The sequence below is a fragment of the Streptomyces roseifaciens genome (assembly GCF_001445655.1).
Lineage (GTDB): Bacteria > Actinomycetota > Actinomycetes > Streptomycetales > Streptomycetaceae > Streptomyces > Streptomyces aureoversilis.
Genome location: NZ_LNBE01000005.1, coordinates 45,235 through 62,105, shown reverse-complemented (window position 1 = coordinate 62,105; position 16,871 = coordinate 45,235). Strand labels below are relative to the sequence as shown.

Genomic DNA, 16,871 nt, shown 5'->3' with positions numbered 1-16,871 from the left:
ACTAGATCTGGTGCCGCGTGGTGAGCCGCGCCGGACGCGTTTCGCAGTCGCGAGGACCGGTCCCGACCCTACGCGAGCCGCCCCGGCACCAAGGGCACGGGGGCTTTGATGACACACTGGGACCACCGCGGAGCCGCTGCACGGAAGGGTCCGGGGCGGACCGGCCGGGCCCGCACGAGGCCCGTACGGGCGGGCGGCCCGCTCGGTGCGCTTCGCACCGAAGGGTACCGTAATAGGTCGAATTGATCTTCAGCCGTACACCCTCAGCCCTGATCACGTCAGGCAAACTTCGATATTTCACTCGAACGTGTGTTTGGCGCAACCTTTCGAAAGCAACTACCGTTGTCCAGCTAGGGAGAACATTTCGAGAGGGGCCGACGTGACCACCACCGCAGACAGCGCCACAATCACCGCCCAGGACCGCTCCCAGAACCGACTCGACCAGGCACACCCGATGAATGACGCAGCCATGAGCACCGAGGGGCAGAAGCCCGCTCGGGCCCTCCCGGGGCGACCTCCAGGCATCCGGGCCGACAGCTCGGGTCTCACCGACCGCCAACGGCGGGTCATCGAAGTGATCAGGGATTCCGTCCAGCGCCGGGGCTACCCACCCTCCATGCGGGAGATCGGCCAGGCGGTGGGGCTGTCGAGCACCTCGTCCGTGGCCCACCAGCTCATGGCCCTGGAGCGCAAGGGCTTCCTGCGCAGGGATCCGCACCGCCCCCGGGCCTACGAGGTGCGCGGCTCCGACCAGCCCAGCTCGCAGCCCACGGACACCACCGGCAAGCCCGCCGCCTCCTATGTGCCGCTCGTCGGCCGGATCGCCGCGGGTGGCCCCATCCTCGCCGAGGAGTCCGTCGAGGACGTCTTCCCGCTCCCCCGCCAACTGGTCGGTGACGGCGAGCTGTTCGTCCTGAAGGTCGTCGGCGACTCCATGATCGAGGCCGCCATCTGTGACGGCGACTGGGTGACGGTCCGCCGCCAGCCCGTCGCGGAGAACGGCGACATCGTGGCCGCCATGCTCGACGGGGAGGCCACGGTCAAGCGCTTCAAGCGCGAGGACGGCCATGTGTGGCTGCTGCCGCACAACGCCGCCTACCAGCCGATCCCCGGCGACGAGGCCACCATCCTCGGCAAGGTCGTGGCGGTGCTGCGCCGCGTGTGAGGCACAGGGCCGCAAGGCCGGGCCCCGGAACCACCTGCGCCGGTTCCGGGGCTCTTTTCCTTGCAGGCTCTTCCACCGGCTCCATCAGCTCTATCGGCCAGCTCTATCTGCATGCTGCTGCCGACAGGCTCTGCCGGCAGCATGCCCTCCTAGCGGCCCTCCGCCTTCGCCGCCTCGTCGATCGCCGCCAGGGAGCGGCGCACCTGATTACGGTCCGTGGTGTACCAGAAATCCGGCAGGGACGACTTCAGGAAGCCGCCGTAGCGGGCCGTGGCCAGCCGGGGGTCGAGCACGGCGACGACACCGCGGTCCCCCGAGGCCCGGACGAGCCGTCCGGCACCCTGGGCCATCAGCAGCGCCGCATGCGTCGCCGCCACGGCCATGAAGCCGTTGCCGCCCGCTTCCTCCACCGCCTTCTGCCGGGCGCTCATCAGAGGATCGTCCGGCCGCGGGAAGGGCACCCGGTCCATCACCACCAGCTGGCAGCTCGGCCCCGGCACATCGACCCCCTGCCACAGGGACAGCGTGCCGAACAGGCACGTACGGGCGTCGGCGGCGAAGTTACGGATCAGCTCGCCGAGCGTCTCCTCGCCCTGCAGCAGGATCGGCACGTCGAGCCGGCCGCGCAGCTCCTCGGCCGCGGCCTGAGCGGCACGCATCGAGGAGAACAGCCCGAGCGTCCGGCCGCCGGCGGCCTCCACCAGCTCGGCCAGCTCGTCGAACATGTCCGTACGGCTGCCCTCGCGGCCGGGCTGGGACAGATGCCGGGCGACGTAGAGGATGCCCTGCTTGGGATAGTCGAACGGCGAGCCGACGTCGACGCCCTTCCACTCGGGGCTCTCCGCGCCGCCGGTGCCCTCGGGGGCCAGGCCCAGGGACGCCGCCACGCCGTTGAAGTCACCGCCGAGCTTGAGCGTGGCCGAGGTGAGCACCACGGACCGCTCGCTGAAGAGCTTCTCGCGCAGCAGCCCGGAGACGGAGAGCGGGGCGACGCGCAGGGACGCCCCGAAGCGGTCGTGGCGCTCGTACCAGACGACGTCGTACTCGGAGCCCTCCACGATGCGCTCGGCGACCGCGTGGATGTTCTCCACGGAGGCCAGGGCCTGCTTGCGGACCGCGTCCTCGTCCTGGACGGACTTGTCGCGGGTGTTGCCGATGGCCGAGATGACCGTCCGGGCGGCATCGCGCAGCGCCATCAGGGCGTACTCGAGATCGTCGGGGATCTCCTCCAGCCGGCCCGGGAGGGCCAGCTCCATCAGGCGCTCGAAGCTCTCGGCCGCGGTCTGCAGGGCGTCGGCGGCCTTCTCGTCGACGAGCTTGGCCGCGCGGCGCACCGCGCGGTTGACCTGGCCGGGGGTGAGCTCGCCGGTGGCGACGCCGGTGACCCGGGAGACCAGCTCATGGGCCTCGTCGACGATGAGGACCTCGTGGCCGGGGAGCACCGGGGCGCCCTCGATGGCGTCGATCGCCAGCAGGGCATGGTTGGTGACCACCACGTCGGCGAGCTTGGCCCGCTCCCGGGCGGCCTCGGCGAAGCACTCGGCGCCGTACGCGCACTTCGAGGCGCCCAGGCACTCCCGGGACGTGACCGACACCTGGGACCACGCCCGGTCGGAGACGCCGGGGGTGAGATCGTCACGGTCGCCCGTCTCGGTCTCGTCGGCCCAGTCGCGCAGGCGCAGCAGGTCCTTGCCGAGCTTGCTGGAGGGCGCCGCCGCCTCGAAGGGGTCGAAGAGGCCCTCCTCCTCGTCCTGCGGGACCCCCTCGTGCAGCCGGTGCAGGCACAGGTAATTGGAGCGGCCCTTGAGCATGGCGAACTGCGGGCGGCGGCGCAGCAGCGGCTGCAGGGCGTCCACCGTCCGCGGGAGATCGCGCTCCACGAGCTGGCGCTGGAGCGCCAGCGTCGCGGTGGCCACCACCACGCGCTCGCCGTGGGCCAGGGCCGGCACCAGATAGCCGAGGGACTTTCCGGTGCCGGTGCCCGCCTGCACGAGCAGGTGGGAGTCGCCGTCGACGGCTTCGGCGACGGCTTCGGCCATGGTGACCTGACCGGGCCGCTCCGTGCCGCCGACGGCGGTGACGGCGGCGTGCAGCAGGTCGGTGAGGGAGGGCGAGGAGGAGGCAGTCATAGCTGTTCCACCCTAAAGGGCGGCACTGACATCGGCGGCGCCGTCACGGAATGTGCAGCGGATTGGGCACGGTGCCGTGGACGGCCGCGTGCGGGCGTTCCGGGCGGTCGCGGTAGCCGTCGAGGTGCAGCCGGTTGCGGTTGAGACAGAGCCGCTCGATCCGCGGGGTGAGCAGGTCGAAGGTCTCGTAGCGGTCCTTCATCCGCGGGAAGCGCTCGTGGTGCCCCACGATCTCCGCCCGCACGAGCGACCAGAAGGTGGCCTCCGGCACCCCGAGCTGCTCCTCGCACAGCGGCGCGAGGTAGCGGAAAACACCGACGAAGAGGCCGGAGTGGATGAACTGGGTGAGGAAGCCCGGTGGTTCGGTGAGCAGCACGGCCCTCACGTCGTCGGGCATCGAGGCGTGCTCGGGAAGGGGAACGGCACTGATGTTGATGTCGTCGACGAAGTCCTTCACGGCGAGGCGCGTGGGCACGTCGTTCTCGTCGAAGACGACGATGGCGTTCTCGCCGTGCGGGGAGAAGACGGTGCCGTAGCGGTAGAGGAAGCGCAGGAGCGGCGGGAGCAGCGCGGCGAAGAGGCGGCGGAGCCAGTCGGCCGGGGCGAGCCCCGAGCGGCCGACGAGCTCGGCGGTGAAGGAGCGGCCGGCGGGGTCGGTGTGCAGCAGGGCCGCCAAGGTGCGGGCGCGCTCCCCGGGGGCGAGGGCGGGGCCGAGGGGCTCGCGCCAGATGCAGCCGAGCAGCTCTTTGTACTGGTAGGGGACGCCGGGCACGCGGTCGTAGAGGGGGTGCTCGACGGTCACGGAGGCGGTCTCGCCGAGGAGGATCACCCGGGTCTCGTCGCGGAGGAAGTCGTCGGAGTCGCGCAGGGACTGTACCCAGGCGGTGACCGCGGGGGCGGCGAGGGTGCGCTCGGTCGGCAGGCCGCGCCAGACGAGCGTGTTGAGGATCGAGAGCGGGAGCTTCACGGTCCGGGCGTGCGGCCGGCTGGTGTTGAGGAAGGTGCGGACGGACTGCTGGGGCAGCCGGAGGTCGTTGTCAGTGGGCAGGGGGATGATGGATCCGTCGGCGAGACAGGGCGCGAAGAGGGGGGCCACCGTCTCGTCCCACTGCCAGGGGTGGACGGGGAGCCAGAGGTAGGCGGCGGGGTCGCGGCCGTGGTCGGCGACGGTACGGGCGAAAGCGGCGCGGGTGCCGGGGGCGAGCTCTTCGGCATAGAGCAGGTCGGGGGTGGCCAGTGCGGGGACGGCCCGGTAGTGCGCGAGGTCGCGGTGGGCGGCGATCCAGGGCAGGCGGCGCGGGGTGCGGGCCTCGGGGGCCCACCGGCCGGTGTCGGAGGCGGAGAAGCCGAGCCGGCCCTTGTTGGCGATCAGCCAGGGGTGGCCGGTCTGGTGGCCTTCCAGTGCGGCGTAGTCGAGGTCGGCCAGGTCCGCCGCGCTGAGGGCGCTCGCCCGGAGGCGGGTGTCGGCGGAGAGGGTGGCGAGGAGTTCCCTGGCCAGGTGGCCGGTGGTGTCGCCGGAGAGGCCGAGGACGGTGTCGTGGGCGAGGGCGAGGAAGTGGAGGGGGTCCTGGGACGGGGTGACGGAGTCCGGGTCGACCCGCCAGTGACCGTACGCGCTCCGGCGTGCGCGGAAGCGGTAGGTCACGTCTTCTGTTAAGGACAGCCGGTAGGCGGTGGTGGCGGGTGCCCCGGCCCCGTCGTCGGGCTCGGGGGTCAGCACGCCCTCGTAGCTGAGTTCGCCGAGCATCTTGGCGAGCAGATGGGCACCCGCGAGGGACCAGTCGGGGCCGGCGAGACGTTCGGACCGGGGCGAAGGAGGCAACGGGGCTCCTTTGAGTAGGCCGATGGGTGAGGAGGCCGATGGGTGGGTGGGTTCGGAGGCCAGCGGGTGGGTGGGTTTGGAAGGCCGGTGGGTGGAGGAACGGAGAGGAACTGATCGGAGGGGGAGGTTCCGGCGGAGTGCGGTGGAGGAGCAGGGGGCGGCCGGGGAGTGGGCGGTCCTAGAGGAGGGTGCGCAGGGCGCGGTCGCGGGCCACCAGGGCCGCGCGCTTCTCCGGAAGATCGATTTCCGCGGTCAGCCGGAAGCCTGCGCTCAGGAACGCGGAGACGCACGGGGTGTTGCGCAGGTCGGGTTCGGCGACGACGCGCCCGCAGGACGGCCGGTGGTCCAGGACGAGGTCGGCGACGGTCCTCAGCAGGCGGGTGCCGACGCCGCGGCCCCGGTCGGCGACCTTGCCGATCAGCAGGTGGATCCCGGTGTCGTGCGGGCGGGCCGGGTAGTGGCGCGCGATGGGGTCGAGGTCGGCGCGGTAGACCTCCCAGTAGCTCATCGGCACGCCGTCGAGCACCCCGAGGCAGGGGATGCTGCGGCCGTCACCGCCGGTCTGGGCGCGCAGGTGGGCCTCGGTCACGCTCTCGGGCCCGCCCAGCTTCCAGAACGCCGCGACGGCCGGGTCGTTCATCCAGCGGGTGATGAGCCGCAGATCGCGCTCGACCCGGACCGGCACGAGCTGGAAGGTGCCCGCGCCGGTGTCGGCGGGCCCCCAGTCGGCGAGGGAGTCGAGGAGGTCGGATCCCGGGCCGATGGCCCCGGCGGGCCCGCGGCCCGCGGTGATCGCGGCCGGCTCCGGGGGGCCGTGGTCGATCAGTTCGACGAAGTCTTCGGACAGCTTCAGTTCGAGCGTGGTCTCGTTGTCGGTCGGCGGGCCGGCACCGGCGCCCGCGGGGGCGCCGTCATCGACGCTCGGCCCCGCGAAGCCGGCGATCGGGGAGCCGGCGCGGAGGTGGTCGGTGCCCGGGCCGGGGGCCGGGCCTTCGCTGGGGTCGGTGGGCGGCACGGAGACGCTCTCCTCTCGGAGGATCCCCTCGGTGTCCGGGATCCTGTGGGCCCGCGGGGGCCCGTGTCCTCAAGGGCCCCGTTCACCCGGGGCCGGGGCTCGCGCCGGTCATCGGGCCGACGTGACCAGGGGGTTGGCGATGGTGACGTAGACGGACTGGGTGTCGACCGGGCCGACGAGCTCGTCGAGCCCCTGCAGCCTGGTCAGCATGTTGGCCTTGCAGCGCAGGGTGGGCGCTTCGAGAAGGCGGGCGGGCAGGGTGGAGCGGCCGGTGGCCGGGCCGGCCACGGCGTCCTTGAGGAAGCGGCGCAGCGCGGCCAGCAGGATCTGTTCGTCGGCGAGGCGCTGCGCGCCGAACGCCCCGATCAGGCCGAGGACGTTGTTGATGCCGAGGTAGTAGGTGAACCTCTCGTCGGTGACCTCGTCGGACACGAAGGTGTCGCTCTCCGCGCCGATTCCGGGCAGCCGCCGGTCGAGGGCGTCCCGGTGGGAGGCGCGGAAGTAGTAGCCCTGGTTGTCGCGGTAGCGGCCGCCTGCGGGCCAGCCCTCCCGGTCCAGGAGGACGAGCGTGTTCTGCTGGTGGGCCTCCAGGGCGATGCCCGCCTCGCCGTCCAGCCAGAGCACGGGGCGCACGACCGCCTCCAGGTAGCGCAGGAACCACTCTGCGGAGACGGCCCCGGCGGGGCGGCCGGTGCGGTGCGCGAGGCGGGCCACGATGTGCGCGAGACGCGAGCGCATCGCCGGCTGCCCGGCGGGCCCGCCGGGGTGCTCCTGGTGCTCCTGGTGCTCCTGGTGCTGTTGGTACTCCTGGTACGCCGGGGCGGGCCAGGGCCGGGGCGACACGAGCCCGGCGAGGCAGACGGCGTCGTCACCTGGGCCGAAGGGGTTGTGCCGGATGACGGCGTCGAGGCCGGTCAGCGGAGCGCCCTCGGGGGTGTCCACGGCGAGCCAGGCGGGGTCGCGGACGACGTCGAAGCCGAGCCCGCCCGGGCAGGCCGCGCGCCACTGCTCGGCGAGGCCGCTGCGCAGCAGGCGGTGCACCTCGACGCCGCGGTGGAGCTCCTTGCGGAGGTTCTCCCTGCGGGAGTTGGTGATGCGCAGGCCCAGGGAGAGCTTCAGCATCGCGGGGGCGCCGGGCCGGTGGACGGTCCGTACGGAGGAGGTGGCGTACCAGGGCGCGCCGAGGGGGCCGAGGTCGTGCAGCAGGCCGGCGTCCAGGAGCCGGCGGACGCCGGGGCGGCTGCGGACGTCGCGGGCCTGCCAGGGGTGCAGCGGCAGCGCCGCGGTGTCCTCGGGCAGGCGCAGCTCCGGACCGGCGAGCCGGGCGGCGAGGGTGACGGCGTCGACGGGCCGGCCCCGCTCGGTCCACGCCGAGTCCATGGCGAGCAGGGAGCGGTGGACGGCCATCCAGTGCAGCGGGAAGGCCCCGCGCAGCTCCGGGGAGTAGAGGTGCGCCTCGGTGTCGGAGAGGCCTTCGCGGCTCTTGGGCGTGGGGTGGAGGGGATGGCCGAGGAGCAGGGACTGCTCGGCGTAGAGGAAGAGCTCGCCCGCGGCCGGGTCGGCGGGACGGGCCCGCCGGTCGGCGAGGAAGGCCGCCGTACGCCGCGCGGAGTCCGCCACCCTGCCGACGAGCTCCGCCGTCCCGTCCGTGCGTCCGCATCCGGCGGGGGCGGCATGGCGGGCGGTTTCGCGGCCGAGGAGCGCCGCCACGGTGACGGCGTCGACGGCGGGGGCGTCATCGGGCGCGTCCGCCAGGGCCGGCGGGCCGAAGCGGTGCCAGCCTGCGGCGGACCAGTAGGTGACGGGGACCCTCAGGGCCGTTCCGCTCGCGGGGAGGGGCAGGTGCAGTTCAGGTCCGCCGGGTCGGGGGACGCCGGTCTCGCGGACCCAGCAGCGCAGGAGGTTCTCCACGGCGGCGGCGTCGGCCGCGAGGCCGGGGTCGGGGTGTTCCAGCGGGTCGGGGGCGCACGGGGGGCCCGTGTCCGCGGTCCCGTCGCGCGGGCCGCCGCCCTGGCGGGGGACGGCGGAGACCACGGTCTGCCGCTCGGGGGCCGGCTCGCGGTCCTGGCCGGCCGTGGAAGCACCGGTCCCGGTGGATGCGTTCATGCGGTGTACGGCGTGCACGTCGCGGCGTCAGGCCGGGGATGCGGCGCCTGCCTCCTTCGGTGTGCTCGGGGCGGGGATGCGGCGGCCGGGCCGGCAGGCCGCGGCGACGGCGTCGGCGAGCCGCTCGAGGACCGCCTCGGTCTGCTCGTCGGTGATGGTCAGGGGCGGCAGGAGGCGGACGACGCAGGAGTGACGGCCGCCCAGCTCGACGATCAGGCCCCGGCGCAGGCACTCGCGCTGGACGGCCGCGGCCCGCTCGGGCGAGGCCGGCAGCGGCCCGGCGGCGGGGCCGTCGCCGGGGGACCGGAGCGCGGCACTCTCCCCCGCGCGCGTGCCCGACGGTCGGCCGTCCTCCGGGCGCTCCCCCTCCGGGGCGACGAATTCGATGCCGATCATGAGCCCGGCCCCGCGGACCTCGCCGATGCAGTCGTACTCCCCCGCCAGCCGCCGCAGCCGGTCCAGGATGCGCGCGCCCAGCGAGGCGGCGCGCTCGGCGAGGCCGTTCTCCCTGACGTGGCGCAGCGTGGCCGCTCCTGCGGCCATAGCGAGCTGGTTGCCCCGGAACGTGCCGGCGTGGTCGCCGGGCTGCCAGGTGTCGAGGTCGCCGCGGTAGACGATGACGGCGAGCGGGAGGCTCCCGCCGATGGCCTTGGACAGGACCATCACGTCGGGCACGATCCCGCTGTGCTCGATTGCCCAGAAGGCCCCGGTGCGGCCCACGCCCGTCTGCACCTCGTCGGCGATGAGCGGGATGGAGCGTGCGGCGGTGAGCGCGCGCATCCGGCGCAGCCAGCCGTCGGGCGCCGGCAGGACGCCGCCTTCGCCCTGCACGGGTTCGACGATCATCGCGGCGGGGCGGCGCACCCCGCTCTTGGGGTCGTCCAGGAGGCTCTCGGTCCAGCGGGCGGCGAGCCGTGCCCCGTTCTCCCCGCCGACGCCGAACGGGCAGCGGTAGTCCTGCGGATAGGGCAGCCGGGTCACCCGCACGCTCGGCGCCGCGCCCGAGGCGGCGAGCGCCCCCTCCGTCATGCCGTGGTAGGCCCCCGTGAAGGCGAGCAGGCCGTCGCGGCCGGTGGCGGTGCGCACGAGTTTGAAGGCGGCCTCCACGGCGTCGGTGCCGGCCGGGCCGCAGAACTGGATGCGGCCGGACTCCGCCAGCTCCCGGGGCAGCGTGGCGAACAGCTCCTCCGTGAAGGCGTCCTTGACCGGGGTGGCCAGGTCGAGCACGTGGAGGGGCGCGCCGGAGTCAAGGACGGAGCGGATGGCCTCCAGCACGACCGGGTGATTGTGCCCCAGCGCGAGCGAGCCGGCCCCCGAGAGGCAGTCGAGATACCGGCGGCCGTCCGCGCCCTCGATCGTCAGTCCCCGGGCGCGCACCGGCACGATGGGCAGCGACCTGGCATACGTACGGGCGGCCGATTCGCGGGACGACTGCCGCCGGAGGATGCCTTCGTGCGCTGCGGCCGACGGCTCCGTGGGCGGTAGCTGGGTCAAGGCCACGGCTCTGGCTCCTCCTGCTGAACGCTGGTCGGCACTCCCCCGTACGTACTAACGACGCCGCACGCGGCGGATCACGGCCCACCGTCAAGATCCTTCACAGCGGAACCGAGGACCCGCCCGTTCCCGTCTCCTCACGCACCGGCATAGTGGGGCCCTGCCCGGCCCGTTGGGGCGGTGCATGACAACTCCACAGCGTGGCCGCGACATTGCGGACACGTCCGAACAGAACGATCAGGGGGACCCACTCCATGCCATCCATCCGCAGGCCCGCGCTGGCCGCGGCCGCCCTGACGGCCGCGCTGGCGCTGACCGCCACCGCGTGCGGCCCGACCGAGGACGAGGCCGCGGGGAGCGACAAGCCCAGCGCCACCGCCTCGCAGAAGGCCGACGAGGGCCTCGAGCTGCCCAAGAACCTTCCCAGTTCCCTGAAGGACCTGGACAAGTGGAAGAACGGCGCCTGGAAGAACTGGGACAAGGAGCAGTGGCTCCGCGAGGCCCGCGACTTCATCAACCCGATCATCAAGGGCCACTGGAAGCCCGACACGATGAAGGACGCCCGCCCCAGCGACAAGACGCTCGCCACGCAGGGTGCGCCGGGCACGGCTCCGGGCGCCTCCGGTGACCAGGGCGTGACCGACCCCGAGCCGCGGCCGGTCCAGGCCAAGTCCGTCAACGTGCCGTACCACAACAACGCGGCCCCGGTCGGCAAGGTCTTCTTCGACAGCCCCCAGGGCCACATGGTCTGCTCGGCCACGGTCGTCAAGGACCCGGCGCACCCCGGCAAGTCCAACATGGTGTGGACCGCGGGCCACTGTGTGCACGCCGGCACGAAGGGCGGCTGGTACCGCAACATCGCCTTCGTTCCGTCCTACAACGACAAGGGCCTTCCCGGTGCCCAGGTCAACAGCGCGCCGGTGCAGGACGTCGCCCCGTACGGCGTGTGGTGGGCGGACTGGGCGCAGACCTCCGCGCAGTGGATCAAGCAGGGTGCCGAGACCGGCGGCGCGGGTGCCCCGTACGACTTCGCCGTGCTGCACGTGAAGCCCGAGGCCGGCTCCGGCAAGTCCCTGGAGGAGACCGTCGGCAACGCCCTCACGGTCGACTTCAGCACCCCCCAGGTGAAGTCCATCCAGTCCATGGGCGCTTGGGGCTACCCGGCGGCGGCGCCCTTCGACGGCCAGAAGATGTACGACTGCATCGACAGGCCGGGCCGGCTGACGCTCGACCCGAACGAGCCGACGATGTACCGCATCGGCTGCACGATGACCGGCGGTTCGTCCGGTGGCGGCTGGTTCGCCAAGGGGCCCGACGGCAAGGTGAAGCTGGTCTCGAACACCTCGATCGGCCCGGCCAACAGCACCTGGCTGGCCGGCCCTCGCCTGGGCCCGGAGGCCAAGGGCGTCTACAACGCCATCAGCGGGAAGTTCGCCAACCGGTGACGTCGCGGTCGCCGCAGGCGCACTAGCCGCGAGGCAGCACGGACCACGCACATGCGGAAGGCCCGCTCCCCCGATTCGGGGGAGCGGGCCTTCCGCATGTGACGGTGACGCCGTGGCGCGTGCGCCGCGGGACGTCAGCCGCGGGCCGCGGGCGTGTACCGCTGGAGCTCGGCGGCGAGCTCCTCGTGCACCCGCGCCTTGAGCAGCGTGCCCTCCGGGGTGTGCTCCTCGGAGATGACCTCGCCGTCGGCGTGCGCCCGCGCGATCAGGGAACCGTGCGTGTACGGCACGAGCGCCTCGATCTCCACGGCCGGGCGCGGCAGCTCCGCGTCGATCAGGGCGAGGAGCTCCTCGATGCCCTCACCGCTGCGCGCCGACACCGCGATCGAGTGCTTCTCGATCCGCAGCAGCCGCTGCAGGACCAGCGGGTCGGCCGCATCCGCCTTGTTGATCACGACGATCTCGGGCACGTCGACCGCGCCGACGTCGCGGATGACCTCGCGCACGGCGGCCAGCTGCTCCTCCGGCGTCGGGTGCGAGCCGTCGACCACGTGCAGGATCAGGTCGGAGTCGCCGACCTCCTCCATGGTGGAGCGGAACGCCTCGACGAGGTGGTGCGGCAGGTGCCGGACGAAGCCGACGGTGTCGGCGAGGGTGTAGAGCCGCCCGGAGGGCGTCTCGGCCCGGCGCACGGTCGGGTCGAGGGTGGCGAACAGGGCGTTCTCCACCAGGACGCCGGCTCCGGTGAGCCGGTTGAGCAGGGAGGACTTGCCCGCGTTGGTGTAGCCGGCGATGGCGACCGACGGGACCTTGTTCCGGCGGCGCTCCTGGCGCTTGATGTCGCGGCCGGTCTTCATCTCCGCGATCTCCCGGCGCATCTTCGCCATCTTCTCGCGGATCCGCCGCCGGTCCGTCTCGATCTTGGTCTCACCGGGGCCACGGGTGGCCATGCCGCCGCCGGACGAGCCGGAGCCGCCACCACCCATCTGCCGGGACAGCGACTGACCCCAGCCGCGCAGGCGCGGCAGCATGTACTGCATCTGCGCGAGGGAGACCTGCGCCTTGCCCTCGCGGGACTTGGCGTGCTGGGCGAAGATGTCGAGGATCAGGGCGGTGCGGTCGACCACCTTGACCTTGACGACGTCCTCCAGCTGGATGAGCTGGCCGGGGCTGAGCTCACCGTCGCAGACGACGGTGTCGGCGCCGGACTCCAGGACGATGTCCCGCAGCTCCTGGGCCTTGCCCGAGCCGATGTACGTGGCGGGGTCCGGCTTGTCGCGGCGCTGGACCACGCCGTCGAGCACCAGGGCACCTGCGGTCTCGGCGAGCGCGGCGAGCTCCGCGAGGGAGTTCTCCGCGTCCCTGACCGTGCCGGACGTCCAGACGCCGACCAGTACCACGCGCTCCAGGCGCAGCTGCCGGTACTCGACCTCGGTGACGTCCTCCAGCTCGGTGGAGAGACCGGCCACGCGCCGCAGGGCCGCCCGCTCGGAGCGGTCGTACTGCTCGCCGTCGCGCTCCCCGTCGATCTCGTGGCTCCAGGCGACGTCCTCTTCCATCAGGGCGTCGGCCCGAAGGCTCTCCGGAAGGCTCTGCCGGTCCTGGGGAAGGGAAGAAGAGGAGGTCATTTGATCCTTTGCATCGTTGGGAGGTGGCGGCCGCGAATGCAGTGGCCGCACCGTCGACAACGCGCGGGCGGCCCCGGAGATTCCCGGGCCGGCGGCCTCGCCGACCCGTCGATGGTCCCACGTGGTCGGCGGAGCGTCACGCGGGTTTCCGGGGCGCCTTCCGGGCCGCCTTCCAGTCGGCGTGACCCGGCATGGGCGGGGTCTTCGGGCTGTAGAGCCAGGCCTGCAGGAACTCCTTCAGGTCCTGGCCGGAGACCTGGGAGGCGACGGCGGTGAAGTCCTCCGTGGTGGCGCTGGCGTCGCGGTAGGCGCTGATCCACTCGCGCTCCAGCCGGTCGAACGCCGCCGCGCCGATCTTCTGGCGCAGCGCGTAGAGCACCAGCGCGCCGCCGTCGTAGACGACGGGCCTGAAGATGCTGGTCCGCTTGCCGGGGTCGGGCGGCTTGGGCAGGGCGGGCGGGCCGCCGTCGGCGCGCCAGGCGTCGGAGTGCTCGTACGCGGCGCGCATCCGGACGTCGAGGGTCCGGCCGCCCTTGTGCTCGGCGTACAGCGCCTCGTACCAGGTGGCGTGCCCCTCGTTGAGCCAGAGGTCGGACCAGCTGTGCGGGCTGACGCTGTCGCCGAACCACTGGTGTGCGAGCTCGTGGACCATGATGGACTCGAGGTACCAGGAGGGGATGTCGTCCCGGATGAACAGGCCGCGCTCGAAGAGCGAGAGGGTCTGCGTCTCCAGCTCGAAACCGGTCGACGCGTCGGCGATCAGCATGCCGTAGTTCTCGAACGGGTACGGCCCGACCTTCCCCTCCAGCCACGCGATCTGCTCGGGCGTCTTCGACGTCCACTTCTCCACGCGCTGCCGGTCGGCGACGGGGACCACGTCCCGCACGGGCAGGCCGTGCGGCCCCTTGCGGTGCACCACGGCGGAGCGGCCGACGGAGACCTGGGCCAGCTCCGTGGCCATGGGGTGCTCGCTGCGGTACGCCCAAGTAGTGTTCGCCCCGCGGACCGCACGGCCCGCCGGCAGCCCGTTGGCGACGACGGTCAGGGCCTTGGGCGCGGTGACGCGGAAGGTGAAGCGGGCCTTGTCGGAGGGGTGGTCGTTGCAGGGGAAGACACGGTGCGCGGCATCGGCCTGATTGGCCATGACCAGCCCGTCCTTCGTACGGATCCAGCCGCCGTCCTTGCTGTTGCGCGGGTCGCTGGTGTGGCGGACGACGACCGTGAACAGGCCGTCCGCCGGCAGGGCGGCGGACGGCGTGACGACCAGGTCCTCCTTGGCGGAGGCGAACTTGGCGGGCGTGCCGTTGACCGTCACGGAGCGGACCGTGCCGTTGCTGAAGTCGAGGTTGAGCCGGTCCAGGCCCGTGGTGGCCCGCGCGGCGACGGTGGTGACGGCGTCGAGCGGCCGGTCGTTGCCGTGGTAGTCGAAGGCGATGTCGTAAGCGGCGACGTCGTAGCCGGGGTTGCCGAGCTCCGGGAAGAGGCGGTCGCCGACGCCCTGGGGACTCGCGGCGGGTGGAGCCGCGGCGCCGACGAGGAGGGCCGAGACGGTGGCGGCGAGGACGGCGCGGCGGCGCACGGACCTCCGGCGGACCGAGGCGGGTTTCCCGGGTGAGTGCGGCATGCGTCCATCGCTACCAGCGCAAGGGCCCCGCGCGGTGGCGGCACGGCGCCGCCCCACCCTTACGAGCGTGCCGGAAGGCTGTACGACAGGTACTCGTCCGGGGGACCGCTCCCCTGCCCCCTGTGGGGACGGCGCACCGCCCGGCGGCTCTCCCCCGCCCTCCCCGGCTAGAGCTGCGCGGTGGCCACCGGCCGTCCGGCCCGCTCGACGTCGTAGACCCCCGGCACCCGCCGCATTGCGCGCATCAGCTCCGGCAGCTGGGCGGCGTCCGGCAGCTGCAGGGTGTAGGTGTGGCGTACGCGCTGCTCGTGGGGCGGCTCGACGGCCGCCGAGATGACCGCCGCCCCCTCGGCCGCGATGGCCTCCGTCAGATCGGCCAAGAGGTGCGGTCTGCTGAACGACTCTGCGCGCAGGGTGACGCGGTAGTCGCGGGCACCACCGCCCTCCGGGCTGCTCCACCGCACCCCTACGGGCTCCCGCCCGGAGGCGACCATGCGGTGCACCGCAGGGCACTGTGCCCGGTGCACCGTCACCGCGCCCCCGCGCACGGCGAAGCCGGTCACCTCGTCGGGCGGGACGGGGGTACAGCAGCCCGCCAGCCGTACGCTCGCGGCCGCCAGGTCCGCCCCGTCGGCCGTGACGGCGACGGGCCACCGCGCGGCCGGAGCGGTGGCCCGTGGCGGCGGGCAGGGGCGGCCCGGGGCGAGCGGGACGGGCGGGGCGGGCTCCACCGCGGGATGGCTGGCCAGCCACTGCTCGATGGCGATCCGCGCGGCGGGCGTACGGGCGTGCTCCAGCCAGTCCGGGGAGGGCCCGGAGGCGCTGTCGCGGGACATCAGCAGCTGGAGGGTGTCGCCGTCGCGCAGGACCGTGCTGAGCGTGGCGAGGCGGCCGTTGACGCGGGCGCCGATGCAGCTGTGGCCGCCGTCGCCGTGCTGCACGTAGGCCGCGTCGACACAGCTCGCCCCGGCGGGCAGGCCGATCGTGCCGCCGTCGGCGCGGAAGACGGTGATCTCCCGGTCCAGGGCGAGCTCGTCGCGGAGGGAGGTCCAGAAGGTGTCGGGGTCGGGCGTGGCCCGCTGCCACTCCAGCAGCCGGGAGAGCCAGCCCGGCCGGGTGGGGTCGACGCGCTCCCCGTCCGTGGCGTCGGGCGTCTCGGGCGTGGCGTACGGATTCCCCAGGGCGACGACGCCGGCCTCGGCGACCTTGTGCATCTGGTGGGTGCGGATGAGGACCTGCGCGGCCTCCCCTCCGGTGCCCGCGACGGCCGTGTGCAGCGACTGGTAGAGGTTGAACTTCGGGGTGGCGATGAAGTCCTTGAACTCCGAGATGAACGGCGTGAAGCAGGTGTGCAGCTCGCCGAGGACCGCGTAGCAGTCGGCGTCCTCCGCGACGAGGACGAGCAGTCTGCCGAGGTCCGAGCCGGTCACCTCGCCGCGCTTGAGGCGCACCCGGTGCACGGAGACGAAGTGGCGCTGCTTGACGAGGACGTCGGCGGCGATGCCGGCCTCGCGCAGGACGGTCCGTACCCGCTCGGCGGTCGTCTCCAGGGTCACGAGGCCGGCGGCGTGCCCGGTGACGAGCTCGCGGGTGCGGGCGTACTCGTCGGGGTGGAGGATCGCGAAGACGAGGTCCTCCAGCTCGGTCTTCAGGGCCTGGACGCCCAGCCGCTCGGCGAGCGGGATGAGCACGTCCCGCGTGACCTTGGCGATGCGGACCTGCTTCTCGGGCCGCATCACGCCCAGCGTGCGCATGTTGTGCAGCCGGTCGGCGAGCTTGATGGACATCACCCGGACGTCGTTGCCGGTGGCCACGAGCATCTTGCGGAAGGTCTCCGGCTCGGCCGCGGCGCCGTAGTCGACCTTCTCCAGCTTGGTGACGCCGTCGACCAGGAAGCGGACCTCCTCGCCGAACTGCCCGCGGACCTGTTCCAGGGTCACCTCGGTGTCCTCGACCGTGTCGTGGAGGAGGGAGGCGGTCAAGGTGGTCGTCTCGGCGCCCAGTTCGGCCAGGATCAGGGTCACGGCGAGCGGATGGGTGATGTACGGCTCGCCGCTCTTGCGGGTCTGGCCGCGGTGGGAGGACTCCGCGAGGAGATAGGCCCGCCGCAGGATGTCGAGATCCGCGCCCGGATGGTGGGCGCGGTGCACCTTGGCGACGTGGTCGATGGCGTCCGGCAGCCTGCCGCGCGCGCCCGAGCCGCCGAGCGCCGCGCGCCCCAGCCGTCTCAGGTCGAGGCGGGCGCGGCCGCGCCTGCGGCCGGGAGCACCTTCGTGCGTGGCGTCTGTGCTCATGGGGGCACCTCCGGCAGCGTCGACCGGCGGTCGGCTGCGCGCCTCCGTACCGGTGCTTGATGCTACCGAGCCCATCACGCGCTGCTCACCCGCTCTCGCCCAGAGTGAAACGGATCACCCATTCGAGCGAGCCACGCCGCCGGGAGTCC

10 protein-coding genes are annotated in these 16,871 nt (G+C 73.1%); 2 read left to right on the top strand and 8 right to left on the bottom strand.

The features are described from left to right. Window positions 1-379 precede the first annotated feature (379 nt). Window positions 380-1,165, top strand: coding sequence for a transcriptional repressor LexA (gene lexA / locus AS857_RS33700; RefSeq protein ID WP_058047270.1), 786 nt, complete (start codon window positions 380-382; stop codon window positions 1,163-1,165). A 149-nt stretch (window positions 1,166-1,314) separates the two neighbouring features. Here the strand turns inward: lexA and AS857_RS33695 are convergent, their stop codons facing one another. The 5 genes from AS857_RS33695 to AS857_RS33675 form a co-directional block, all read right to left on the bottom strand. Continuing rightward, window positions 1,315-3,294, bottom strand: a complete 1,980-nt coding sequence (locus AS857_RS33695) for an ATP-dependent DNA helicase (RefSeq protein ID WP_058047269.1) — start codon at window positions 3,292-3,294, stop codon at window positions 1,315-1,317. A gap of 43 nt (window positions 3,295-3,337) precedes the next feature. Then, the gene (locus tag AS857_RS33690; protein WP_420824002.1) at window positions 3,338-5,179 is read right to left on the bottom strand and encodes an IucA/IucC family protein; all 1,842 of its coding nucleotides are present in this window, start codon (window positions 5,177-5,179) and stop codon (window positions 3,338-3,340) included. Window positions 5,180-5,294: 115 nt separating this feature from the next. Next, on the bottom strand, window positions 5,295-6,131 hold the full coding sequence (locus AS857_RS33685) for a GNAT family N-acetyltransferase (protein WP_079110899.1): 837 nt from the start codon (window positions 6,129-6,131) through the stop codon (window positions 5,295-5,297). A 108-nt stretch (window positions 6,132-6,239) separates the two neighbouring features. Further along, entirely contained in the window at window positions 6,240-8,237 is a 1,998-nt protein-coding gene (locus AS857_RS33680) for an IucA/IucC family protein (protein WP_079110909.1), read from the bottom strand. 27 nt (window positions 8,238-8,264) lie between these two features. Then, entirely contained in the window at window positions 8,265-9,737 is a 1,473-nt protein-coding gene (locus AS857_RS33675) for a diaminobutyrate--2-oxoglutarate transaminase family protein (RefSeq protein WP_058047268.1), read from the bottom strand. 248 nt (window positions 9,738-9,985) lie between these two features. On the opposite strand from AS857_RS33675, the gene AS857_RS33670 reads away from it, so the two are divergent. Further along, on the top strand, window positions 9,986-11,176 hold the full coding sequence (locus AS857_RS33670; protein ID WP_058047267.1) for a trypsin-like serine peptidase: 1,191 nt from the start codon (window positions 9,986-9,988) through the stop codon (window positions 11,174-11,176). 134 nt (window positions 11,177-11,310) lie between these two features. Here the strand turns inward: AS857_RS33670 and hflX are convergent, their stop codons facing one another. From hflX to AS857_RS33655, 3 genes are all read right to left on the bottom strand, one after another. Continuing rightward, entirely contained in the window at window positions 11,311-12,804 is a 1,494-nt protein-coding gene (gene hflX / locus AS857_RS33665) for a GTPase HflX (RefSeq protein ID WP_058047266.1), read from the bottom strand. Between the two features lie 136 nt (window positions 12,805-12,940). Next, window positions 12,941-14,428 carry a M1 family metallopeptidase gene (locus AS857_RS33660; RefSeq protein WP_058047265.1) on the bottom strand — a complete coding sequence of 496 codons (1,488 nt, stop codon included), beginning with the start codon at window positions 14,426-14,428 and terminating at the stop codon, window positions 12,941-12,943. Between the two features lie 167 nt (window positions 14,429-14,595). After that, entirely contained in the window at window positions 14,596-16,722 is a 2,127-nt protein-coding gene (locus AS857_RS33655; RefSeq protein ID WP_058047264.1) for a RelA/SpoT family protein, read from the bottom strand. Window positions 16,723-16,871 lie beyond the last annotated feature (149 nt).

Coding starts and splice junctions, on each gene's coding strand:
- AS857_RS33655 (WP_058047264.1), bottom strand. CDS start 16,722: ATGAGCACAGACGCCACGCACGAAGGTGCTCCCGGCCGCAGGCGCGGC.
- AS857_RS33680 (WP_079110909.1), bottom strand. CDS start 8,237: ATGAACGCATCCACCGGGACCGGTGCTTCCACGGCCGGCCAGGACCGC.
- AS857_RS33670 (WP_058047267.1), top strand. CDS start 9,986: ATGCCATCCATCCGCAGGCCCGCGCTGGCCGCGGCCGCCCTGACGGCC.
- AS857_RS33660 (WP_058047265.1), bottom strand. CDS start 14,428: ATGCCGCACTCACCCGGGAAACCCGCCTCGGTCCGCCGGAGGTCCGTG.
- AS857_RS33695 (WP_058047269.1), bottom strand. CDS start 3,294: ATGACTGCCTCCTCCTCGCCCTCCCTCACCGACCTGCTGCACGCCGCC.
- hflX (WP_058047266.1), bottom strand. CDS start 12,804: ATGACCTCCTCTTCTTCCCTTCCCCAGGACCGGCAGAGCCTTCCGGAG.